This window comes from Microcystis sp. M53598_WE2 (assembly GCF_030067735.1).
In the GTDB taxonomy this organism is placed as follows: domain Bacteria; phylum Cyanobacteriota; class Cyanobacteriia; order Cyanobacteriales; family Microcystaceae; genus Microcystis; species Microcystis aeruginosa.
Map to the genome: position 1 here is coordinate 1 of NZ_JASJFE010001007.1, position 1,342 is coordinate 1,342.

Annotated in this window: 2 protein-coding genes; one reads left to right on the plus strand and one right to left on the minus strand. The window is 40.5% G+C overall.

Features of this window, described 5'->3' with window-relative positions; all coding sequences use genetic code 11:
- A partial coding sequence (locus PX636_RS20650; RefSeq protein WP_288118613.1) for a GNAT family N-acetyltransferase occupies positions 1-564 on the plus strand: 564 nt, incomplete at its 5' end.
- Positions 565-592: 28 nt separating this feature from the next.
- Here PX636_RS20650 and PX636_RS20655 read toward each other — a convergent pair.
- Complete coding sequence (locus PX636_RS20655) at positions 593-1,177, minus strand: MiaE family protein (RefSeq protein WP_288118615.1); 585 nt, start codon at positions 1,175-1,177, stop codon at positions 593-595.
- Between the last annotated feature and the right edge of the window lie 165 nt (positions 1,178-1,342).

A 1,342-nucleotide genomic window follows, 5' to 3' on the forward strand; every position in this document is an offset into this window, starting at 1 on the left:
GTTACTAATGCGGGGTTAATTATTAAAACTCTAGCTGCCGAAGAAATTCCCCATCATTTGTTCCCGTTAATTTATCGGTTTTATAGCAGTACCTGTGATAAATTTTACTGGGGAAGTAAATACCTGACACACAAATTTTTTGAACAATTATATCCGAATTATCGTCAGCGAGTGGTTTTGATTACTGCCTACCAAAATGAAAAGGATACTAAACCGGTGGGTTTATCTTTTTGTATTCGCAAAGATACTAATCTTTATGGTCGTTACTGGGGCAGTTTTCAAGAGTACGACTGTTTACATTTTGAAGCTTGTTACTATCAACCGATCGATTGGGCAATTAGTCAAGGTATTACCATGTTTGACCCCGGTGCGGGAGGACAACATAAAAAAAGACGGGGTTTTCCTGCCACTGCTAATCACAGTTTACACCGTTTTTATCATGGCAAAATGACTCAAATTCTCCGCAATTATATCCATGAAATTAATCAAATGGAACTGGAAGAAATTGAGGCAATTAATCAAGATTTACCCTTTTCTAAAAGAGAAATTGAGTTTAACGAATAATTTAGATAGGGTTTGTCCTTGGGTGCAATCAACTATGAATACGAGGTTCCGGGTGCAGAGTAGTGAGAATTTCACTTTCGAGCGCCCCTAGGGTTTCTAAGCGTTGCTCGATCACTGTCCGTTCAAAATAATCCGCTGCTAATAGCCAATAAATACCATAATGACGCGCTTCGGAAGCCATTAAACTGCGATAAAATTTGCCTAAATCGGGATCAGGACAATATTCTCCCAATAAACCCAATCTTTCGTGGGAACGCGCCTCAATTAAAGCTGATATTAACAGCGAATCCAAAAGGCGATCGGGTTCTTGGTGACGAATCTGGGCCTTTAATTTAGCACCATAGGGGGGAGAATTTAAGGGAGCGAGGGGAATTCCCCATTTATCTAACCATTGATTGACCTGTTCAAAATGTTCTAATTCCTCTTGGGCGATCGCTGTTAATTTCCGCACGAGGGAAGCGTAGGAAGGATAACGAAACATGAGATTTAAGGCCACTCCTGCCGCTTTTCGCTCACAATGGGAATGATCGAGCAGAATAATCCCTAAATTATTAATTGCCTGTTCTATCCAATCCTCAGAGGTGGCACTGACTAATAAATTAATCTTTCCCATCGTCGCTGATTCCAATTTGCTGCCTCTTTTACCCTAACCCAAAAAGTCGAACAACACCAGTCAAAAACTAAGGACACGGCTTCTGTGATAGCCTAGATGATTGGTGAAGCATAAACACGGCCAATCAATCAGATGGATTTTTTACTGGAAGTCGGTACAGAAGAA